The sequence below is a fragment of the Frankia sp. AgKG'84/4 genome, from assembly GCF_023242965.2.
Classification (GTDB): Bacteria; Actinomycetota; Actinomycetes; order Frankiales; family Frankiaceae; genus Frankia.
On sequence record NZ_JALKFU020000191.1, the window covers coordinates 1 to 8,884 of the forward strand.

Genomic DNA, 8,884 nt, shown 5'->3' on the forward strand with positions numbered 1-8,884 from the left:
CTCGGAGCGACACACCCGCACCCCGGACGATCAACCAGCCGCTCCCGATCTACACCACGCAGTGGGACTCACCCCCCATCTGCTCTGGCGCTCCGGGGTCGGTCTCTGACAGTGATCCACCCTGGGCCGACCTACCTGTGATGTGAAACACGCGGAACATAAAGGCCCGGTCATCGGGGTTGTGTGCGCGGCGATGGGCCCGAACGGCGCAATCCACCGAGCCCGGTCAGAGCGGGGCCGGACGCCCATCATGATGATCATTGGTCACGTTAGTCTGTGACAGTGACCGAACTCGGCCGCCGTGCCCCACGGCCCGCCCCCGCCGCGACCACGATTTCGCGCCGCCCGCGGGCTGACGCGCGGATCCACGCGCCGGCGCCCGGCGTCGGGAGCAGGGGTGCCGCCACCGCCCGCGTCACCGAGGTGAACACATGAAGATTCTGGTCGTCGGTTCCGGCGGGCGCGAGCACGCGTTGTGCCGGGCGCTCGCACGCGACCCCCGGGTGGACGCTCTGGTGTGCGCGCCGGGCAACGCCGGCACCATCGCCCTTGCCGAGCCGCGGCAGCTGGAGGTCGCGAATCCGGACGCGGTCGCGGACCTCGCCGAGAAGGTCAGCGCGGACCTCACCTTGATCGGGCCCGAGGTGCCGCTGGTCGCGGGGGCCGCCGACGAGGTGCGGGCCCGCGGTCTGGCTGTCTTCGGGCCCAGCGGCGCGGCGGCCCGCCTGGAGGGCAGCAAGGCGTTCGCCAAGCAGGTCATGCACGCCGCCGGAGTGCCGACAGCCGCCTCCCGGGACCACACCGAGGTCGAGCCGGCGCTCGCTGACCTCGACACGTTCGGCCCGCCGTACGTGGTGAAGTACGACGGCCTGGCCGCCGGCAAGGGCGTGACCGTCACCGAGGACCGCGCGGCCGCCGTCGCGGCGGTGCGCGCCAGCCTGCGCGAACCCGGCGACCGCGTCGTCCTGGAGGAGTACCTGGACGGACCGGAGGTCTCGCTGTTCGCGGTGGTCACCGAGTCCGGCGCGATCCTGCCGCTGCTGCCGGCGCAGGACCACAAGAGGGTCGGAGACGGCGATACCGGCCCGAACACCGGCGGCATGGGCGCCTACACACCGCTGCCGTGGGCCTCCCACGGCCTGTCCGCAGAGATCGTCTCGACGGTGATCCGGCCGACCGTCGACGAGATGGCCCGGCGCGGCACCCCGTTCACCGGCCTGCTCTACGCGGGTCTCGCGTTGACCACCCGCGGGCCCCGGGTGGTGGAGTTCAACGTCCGCTTCGGCGATCCCGAGGTGCAGGCGATCCTCGCCCTGCTCGCTACTCCGCTGACGGACGTGCTCACCGGGCGGGCAACGCCGCGCTTCCGCTCGGGCGCCGCGATCACCGTCGTGGTCGCCGCGCATGGCTACCCACAGTCGCCACGACTGGGCGACCCGATCGGCGGGCTGGCCACCGCCGACGCGCTCACGGGCGTGGATGTCCTGCATGCCGGTACCCGGCAGGACGCCGATGGCAGGATCGTCTCGGCCGGCGGCCGCGTGCTGTCCGTCACGGCGATCGGCTCGAACCTGGAGTCCGCGCGAGGATCTGCCTACGAGGCCGTCAGCCGGATCTCGCTGGCCGGCGCCCACTACCGCACCGATATCGGAGACCCGTCGCGCATGCGTCACGCGGCCGACGTGCGCCGAGCGGATACCGCGATCGGAGAGGATCCATCGCGGCCCAGAAACAGGGAGAAGGAGTAAGCGTGTCGCAGAGCAGCAGCGAGTCCGCGCGGGCGCGGGTGGCCGTCGTGTTCGGTTCACCGTCGGACAGCCAGACGATGAGCAAGGCAGGCGCCACCCTGGAACGCTTCGGCGTTCCCTACGAGCAGGTGTCGGTGTCCGCGCACCGTGCCCCGCGCACCCTCGCCGACTACGTCGGTCAGCTGCGGGCCCGGGGGATCCAGGTGGTCATCGCCGGAGCCGGTCTCGCCGCGGCACTGCCCGGCGCGGTCGCTGCCCTCACCACCCTGCCGGTCATCGGCGTGCCGATCTCCGGCGGCGCGCTGGACGGGATGGACTCCATGCTGGCCATCGCGCAGATGCCGCCAGGTGTCCCGGTCGCCACCGTCGGGCTGAACAACTCGACGAACGCGGCGATCCTCGCGATCCAGATTCTCGCGCTGGCGGACCCGGACCTCGGGTTCAAGCTCGCCGAGTTCAAGGACGACTTCGAGCGCAACGCCGCGGAAGGCCTGGCGGCGGCAGCCACCGCTGGCGTGAGTCAGTGATCGGCCGCTACACCCTGGCGGATATGGGCCGGGTGTGGTCGGAGGCGCACAAGTACGAGCTGTGGTGCCAGGTCGAGGTGCTGGTCATGGAGGCGCACGCCGCCGCCGGCCGGATCCCCGCCGACTCCGTCGAGCCCGTCCGAGCCGCGCCCGCGCCCACGCCCGAGGCCGTCGCCGAGATCGAGGCCGTCACCCAGCACGACGTGATCGCCTTCCTCACCGCCTGGGCGGACCGCACCGAGCCCCGGTCCGCCGCCGCGTACGTGCACTTCGGCATGACCTCGTCGGATCTGCTGGACACCGCGCTCGCGCTGCAGCTCGTCGAGTCGACCGACATCGTGCTCGCTAAGGCGGACGCGCTGGTGGCGGCGCTGCGCGAGCTGGGTCTCGCGCACCGCGGCACGCTGCGGGTCGGGCGCACCCATGGCATCCACGGCGAGCCGACCGTGTTCGGTCACCGGGTCGCCGACCTCGCGTTCGGCCTGGCCCGCTGCCGCGACCGGCTGCGCGCGGCGCGCGCGGACGTGGCCGTCGCCAAGATCTCCGGTGCGGTGGGGACGTACTCCAACATCGAGCCGGACGTCGAGGCCTACGTCGCCGAGAAGCTGGGCCTGCGCCCGACGCCGGTCGCGACCCAGGTGGTGCTGCGCGACGGCATCGCGAGCTGGGTGGCCGCGCTCGCCGGGCTCGCCACCGTCTGCGAGGCGGTGGCCCTGGAGGTGCGCCACGGCCAGCGCACGGAGGTCCGGGAGCTGTCCGAGCCGTTCGGCTCCGGGCAGAAGGGGTCCTCGGCGATGCCGCACAAGAAGAACCCGATCATGTCGGAGCGCATCGCCGGCCTGGCCAGGATCGTCCGCGCGCAGTACGTCCCGGTGCTGGAGGGCGTGCCGCTGTGGCACGAGCGGGACATCTCCCACTCGTCCACCGAGCGCATCGCCCTGCCGGACGCCGCCGCCGGCGCCGACTACCTGCTGAACCTGACCACCCGGCTGGTCCGCGGCCTGGTCGTCGACGTCGCCCGGATGCGGGCGAACCTCGACGCGACCGGTGGCCTGGTCTACACCTCGGCGGTGCTGCTGGAACTGGTCGAGACCGGCCTGTCCCGCGAGGACGCCTACGCCATCACCCAGGCGGCGGCGATGGAGACCTGGCAGACGTCCATCTCGTTCCGGGAGACCCTGCGCAAGCACGCCGCCGACCGCGGCCTGCCGTTGGACGAGGCCCGCCTCGACGACGTCAGCCGCCCGGAGCGCTACACCGAACGCCTGGGCCCCGTGTTCGACGCCCTCGCTGCGCTCACCTGACAGGAATGCCGGGGTCGGCGGGCAGACCGCCGACCCCACCATCTCCAGGCCCAGGTGTCCGTGGCAGGCCGGTGCCACCACATCATCAGCATGCGGTCCGACCGGACAGGGGAATCGGATTGGTCCAGGCACGTTGGCCGGCGGCATCCACAATGGTGACCCGGCAGTAGCCGGACGGCCGAAACCTCGCAACGGGCAGGTCGCCCTCCGTCAGTACCGACCCTTCGATGGCCTCGACGCCCGGAACGCCGCCCGTGAGCAGAACCTTGCTCACAGGTGAGCAGCGCACGGCGACCCGTCCGCCGGAAAACTGGACGTCGTGCAGCTCAGGGCCGGTGCTCGCGTAATAATGACCTGCCTTGAGCGCTGCGAGGAGCGAATCCGGTTCGAGGGATTCGGTGCGTACCTGGACCCAGGCGGCGCAGCCCGGCGGATCCTGGGGTTGGAAATGGGCGTCGTCGGCGGCATAGGCACCGAGGCGATGCCCCCTGGCGAGCAGAAGGTCGGTCCGGTGCCAACTGTCGGCACGGTCATCGCGAGCGGCCAGAGCGTTGTAGACCTCGACCGAGTGCGCCGCGTCGAGGCTTTCCGCGTCGGCCAGGGTCAGCAGTGACGCCGCGGGATGCGCCATCCCAATGAACGCCCCCGCCGCCCGCGCCCGGCGGGCGAGCATCGGCCCGGTCTCGCCGGGACCGGGCGGCAGGAACCCAAGCGGCAGACCGACGGCGATGATGTGCCATTCCGAGGACAGTTCGGTGCGGGGGGCATGCAGTTCGGCGCCCAGCAGCGTGGTGAAGCCGGTCATGCGCAGCGGCCGGGTGTCGGTCAGCGGGAATCCATAGCGGGCCCGGAAATGATCTGTGATCGCCAGGAAGTCGTAACCCGCCGCGCGGTAGCGGTGCGCGACGTCCGCCGGGGACAACGCGCCGTCCGACTGGTCGGAATGGGTGTGCAGGTTTCCGCGCCAGAACCGTCCAGGCAGGTTGAACGGTAGGTCCATTCGGAACCGATCTCGACCGCTCCGGAATCGACAGCCAACGCTCCCCGATCGCGGCCAATCGTACCGATTCCACGGGCTGGCTGGGCGACTTCCAGACGATCGGCGCCCGGCGGTGTCAGCGCGCTGGCGATGGCGGGCGAGACCGCCGGCGGTCGGCTCGTGAACGACGACGGCGAGGTCAGACGGGGTGTGCCCGGCCCCGCGGCGGGCCGGCCGTGGGCTCGGAGGCGGTCCGGACGACCCTGGGTCCGCCGGGATCCCGGCGAGCCGGCCCGCCGCCGCGCCCCGTTCACCCGAGGTTCGCGGCCCTGCCGGGACCTACTCCGACCCGCTTCGCCCCGAAACCTGCCCAAATCCACATTGAAAATTGTATTTCCGGTGGGAGAAGATCCCTTGCGGTATTCATCGGGCAGGCCCTAGCGTCCAATCCCGTGTCTACTTTGTCCGCACTGGGCCGGCCTGTCGCGCTGGTCGGTGCGATTGCCATCTCCGGCTCGCTCCTGGCGGTCGCCGCCACCCCCGCCATGGCCAGCTCCACGGCCTACTCGAGCACGCTGTCCGTCAGCGCCGCGCCTACGCCGGGCCTCGCCGGCCTCGGACTCGCCGTCCGGCCCCAGACGTTCAACCGCGCCACGGCCGACCAGGCGGTGACCACACTGGTCCGTTTCGCCACCGAGAACGGTCTGAGTCTGCCGCCGGCCGGAACCCCGGTCACCGCCGCGGACGTGCAGTTGCTCGTCGAGAACGGCGTGCGGGCCTTCATCGCCAGCCCGACAGCCGGCAAGGTCGTCGGAACACTGGTCACAGACCTCGTGGCGGCATCCGGGAGTTCCAGCTCCTCGCCGCACCTACGCTGCCTGGCCGCGAAGGACCCGACGGGGTTGGCACCCACCGTGCTGCTCTCCCTGCTGGGCGCGGACCCGGCGACCGTGGCGCAGGGCTTCGCGAGCAGCGCGACGGCCTTCCTCAGCGCGCCGGCCGTCCAGTCCGCGCTCGCCGCGGCGCTGCCCGCACTCCCGGCCCCGGCGGACATCCTCAGCCAGCTCCCGAGCTTCGCGGCAGCCGTGCTGCAGGCCGGCCTCGACCAGGTGACGACCTCCTACGGAACGCTGGAGAACTACGCGGTCCAGGGCCTCGGCCTGAGCCCGCAGACCCTGCAGGTCCTGAAGGCGAAGTTCCTGGTCAGCCAGCCGCTGTAGGCCGCCGGCCCCGGTGGCCCGCACTGGTGGCCCCTCCGCTCGGGACGCGGATGGGCCAGCCGGCGGGTCAGTGGATGGCCGATTCCAGGATCACGAGGGCGACGCCGAACAGGGCGCTGACGGTGACCTGCCGGGCCAGTCGCCAGCCGGTCGAACCCGCCGCCCGGCCGGCCCGCAGTCCCCAGAGCGCGAGCAGGACGACACAGGCCCACAGCGCGATGTTCTGGGCGTTGTCGACGGTCGCACCGGCCAGCCGGGCCACCACCAACACCCCGACCGGCACGATGGACGCCCGCGCCAGCGGCCAGCTCGCCAGCAGCGACGCCCAGGCCAGGCGGGCGCCGCGCGGCGGCAGCGGTTCGCTCGCACCGGCCGACCCGCCACCGGTGTTGAACGGGCGGGCGACCGCGTGCGCGTACCCGTGGGCGAGCCAGAAGACGACCACGGTGATCAGGACGTCGACGACGATCTCGTGGAGTGGGTCGGCGTGCGGATCCTGGGCCGCGATCAGCCCGGCCGTCAGCACGGTCCCGTAGATCCCGTGCTCGGGCCGGCTCAGGCGGTCACGGTCACGGGCCTCGGCGCGGCTGTCGTATCCGGGTGAGATGTCCACGTCGTTGCATCCCCCGTCCGAGCGAATCCGCGTCCGGCGCCGATGATCTGGTGCCGGCGGCCAGGCGGACCGCCGAGGTCCATGTTCGGTGGCCGCGGCCCAACCCGCATGTGCGGAGCCGGACTTCTCGTCGCCGCGAGGCTGACCTGGGCATGGCCTGGGTCGCGACCGGCCACGGAGGGACGCGCGAGATGGGTACGGTCATCGCATGCCGCTGACACATGAGGAGTTCGCCGGACTCACGCATCTGGGTTCGGGCAAGGTCCGGGAGTTGTTCGCCGTCGGGGACGACGCGGTGCTCCTGGTAGCCAGCGACCGCATCTCCGCGTTCGACGTGGTGCTGCCGACGGAGATCCCGGACAAGGGCGCGGTGCTGACCGGGCTGTCGCTGTGGTGGTTCGACCAGCTCGGGGACCTCGTCCCATCGCACGTCATCAGCTCGAACGTGGACGAGTACCCCGCCGAGCTCGCGCCGTACGCCGAGCAGCTGCGCGGCCGGTCGATGCTGTGCCGGCGTCTGGACATGGTGCTCATCGAGTGTGTAGCCCGCGGCTACCTGACCGGCAGCGGTCTGAAGGACTACCAGCGGACCGGGGCGGTCAGCGGCCACCCGTTGCCCGCGGGCCTGGTGGACGGTAGCCGCCTGCCGGCGACGATCTACACGCCATCGACGAAGGCGCCGATCGGCCAGCACGACGAGAACATCAGCCGGGACGACGCGGCCGGGCGGGTCGGCGCGGAGCTCGCCGCCGAGCTGGAACGGCTCACCCTGCAGATCTTCGGGCGGGCCACCGACCTCGCGGCCGAGCGGGGCATCCTGCTCGCGGACACCAAGTTCGAGTTCGGCCATGACAAGGAGGGCACGCTGCGCCTCGCCGACGAGGTGCTGACGCCGGACTCGTCGCGGTTCTGGCCGGAGGACACCTGGGCACCGGGCGGCGCCCAGCCCTCCTTCGACAAGCAGTACATCCGCGACTACCTGACCAGCACCGGCTGGGATCGCACGGAGCCGGGGCCGGCCCTGCCGGACGACGTCGTCGAGGCGACGCGGGCCCGCTACGTCGAGGCCTACGAGCGGCTGACCGGCATCTCGTTCAAGGACTACCTCTCCACCACCTGAGGCTCCACCACCCGAGGCACCGCCAGCGCGCCCGCGGCCGGGGTGGGGACAGCCCCACCCCGGCGCGGCGGCTGACCGCAGCGCGCGAACGCCGGTTGCCCGCAGCGGGAACTCGGTAGCTCACCGCAGTGACCATGAACGGGCAAGACGAGATCGTCGTTCCATGCGCTCGACACCCCGTTCGCCCGCCGCCCCCCCAGCTCACAGGTTCGACAGAGGCCCAGTGGACACCGGGCCGTCGACCGGTCCGCCGCGGCGCCCGACCCACCTCGCCGCGCGGGCCGCGCGCTGGAGCGTCCGCCACCGCAAGCTGGCCGTCGGCGGGTGGCTGCTGGGCGTCGTCCTCGCGATCGTCATCGGCAGCCTGGTCGGGACCAACTCCCTCAAGGACATCGACTACTCGGTCGGCGAGGACAGCCGCGCCCAGCACCTCCTCGCCGAGCATGGCTACGTCGACACGGCCACCGAGAACGTGCTCATCCAGCGCGCCACTCCCGCGGTCGACGCCCAGACGCTGCTGGCCGACCCGCAGATCCGCGCCACTCTGGCCGACGCCGCCACCAGGATCCAGGCCAGTGGGGTCGCGATCGCGCTGCGCGGCCCGGTGGCCGCGGCGGGGGTCACCGCCGATCCCGGTCTGGTGTCCCATGACCTGCGGTCGGTGCTGCTCACGTTCGACCTCAAGGGCACGGAGGACGACCACGCCTCGGTCGACCCGGCGCTGGACGCGGTCGCCGCTGTCCGCGCGGCGCATCCCACCCTGTCGGTCGAACAGTTCGGCGACGCCAGCGCCAACAAGGCGCTCGACGCCACCCTCGGCAAGGACTTCCACCGGGCCGAACTGCTCGCGCTTCCGCTCACCCTCGGCATCCTGCTGGCGGTGTTCGGCGCGGTGATCGCCGCGTTGGTGCCGATGGCGCTGGCGATGACCGCGTTCGTCGCCTCGATCGGCCTGGTCGCCTTCGCCAGCCGGGCGTTCCCGACGGATGCCACCGCGACCTCCGTCATGCTGCTGATCGGCCTCGCCGTCGGGGTCGACTACGCACTGTTCTACATCCGCCGGGAACGGGAGGAGCGCGCCGCCGGCCACGGGCCGGAGCGCGCCCTGGAGATCGCCGCCGAGACGTCCGGGCACGCCGTGCTCACCTCGGGCCTGACCGTCGCGGCGTCGCTCGCCGGGCTGTTCGTCACCGGGATGGGCGCGTTCACCGGCGTCGCCGTCGGCACGATCATCGTCGTTCTGATCGCCGTGCTCGGTTCCCTCACCGCGCTGCCGGCGCTGCTGTCGATGCTCGGTGACCGGGTGGAGATGCTGCGGCTGCCGTGGCGGCGGCGGAGCGCGACCGCCCCGCGTGCCCGGCGCGGCCGGCGGT

The 8,884-nt window shown here is 72.2% G+C and carries 8 protein-coding genes; 6 read left to right on the forward strand and 2 right to left on the reverse strand.

Annotation, left to right across the window (positions count from 1 at the left end):
• The first annotated feature begins 431 nt into the window (after positions 1 to 431).
• From purD to purB, 3 genes are read left to right on the forward strand one after another with little or no spacing between them, the layout of a single operon-like run.
• On the forward strand, positions 432 to 1,748 hold the full coding sequence (purD, locus tag MXD58_RS13610; protein ID WP_248839223.1) for a phosphoribosylamine--glycine ligase: 1,317 nt from the start codon (positions 432 to 434) through the stop codon (positions 1,746 to 1,748).
• 2 nt (positions 1,749 to 1,750) lie between these two features.
• A complete protein-coding gene (purE, locus tag MXD58_RS13615; RefSeq protein ID WP_248839222.1) occupies positions 1,751 to 2,275 on the forward strand; it encodes a 5-(carboxyamino)imidazole ribonucleotide mutase in 525 nt (174 codons plus the stop codon).
• Positions 2,272 to 3,579, forward strand: coding sequence for an adenylosuccinate lyase (gene purB / locus MXD58_RS13620; RefSeq protein WP_248839221.1), 1,308 nt, complete (start codon positions 2,272 to 2,274; stop codon positions 3,577 to 3,579). Before purE ends, purB begins: the two co-directional genes overlap by 4 nt.
• Before the next feature lie 85 nt (positions 3,580 to 3,664).
• Here the strand turns inward: purB and MXD58_RS13625 are convergent, their stop codons facing one another.
• Positions 3,665 to 4,579 carry a CehA/McbA family metallohydrolase gene (locus MXD58_RS13625; protein WP_248839220.1) on the reverse strand — a complete coding sequence of 305 codons (915 nt, stop codon included), beginning with the start codon at positions 4,577 to 4,579 and terminating at the stop codon, positions 3,665 to 3,667.
• A gap of 431 nt (positions 4,580 to 5,010) precedes the next feature.
• Between MXD58_RS13625 and MXD58_RS13630 the strand changes: the two genes are divergently transcribed.
• Positions 5,011 to 5,778 (forward strand): tyrosine-protein phosphatase, encoded by a 768-nt coding sequence (locus MXD58_RS13630; protein WP_248839219.1) that lies wholly within the window; start codon positions 5,011 to 5,013, stop codon positions 5,776 to 5,778.
• 67 nt (positions 5,779 to 5,845) lie between these two features.
• Here the strand turns inward: MXD58_RS13630 and MXD58_RS13635 are convergent, their stop codons facing one another.
• Positions 5,846 to 6,391, reverse strand: a complete 546-nt coding sequence (locus MXD58_RS13635; RefSeq protein ID WP_248839218.1) for a hypothetical protein — start codon at positions 6,389 to 6,391, stop codon at positions 5,846 to 5,848.
• A gap of 208 nt (positions 6,392 to 6,599) precedes the next feature.
• Here MXD58_RS13635 and MXD58_RS13640 point away from each other — a divergent pair, with 208 nt between their 5' ends.
• Together MXD58_RS13640 and MXD58_RS13645 are read left to right on the forward strand one after the other, a co-directional pair.
• Positions 6,600 to 7,511 carry a phosphoribosylaminoimidazolesuccinocarboxamide synthase gene (locus tag MXD58_RS13640; protein ID WP_248839217.1) on the forward strand — a complete coding sequence of 304 codons (912 nt, stop codon included), beginning with the start codon at positions 6,600 to 6,602 and terminating at the stop codon, positions 7,509 to 7,511.
• Positions 7,512 to 7,674: 163 nt separating this feature from the next.
• Positions 7,675 to 8,884, forward strand: a 1,210-nt coding sequence (locus MXD58_RS13645) for an MMPL family transporter (RefSeq protein WP_374616074.1), incomplete at its 3' end; no start/stop codon positions are given.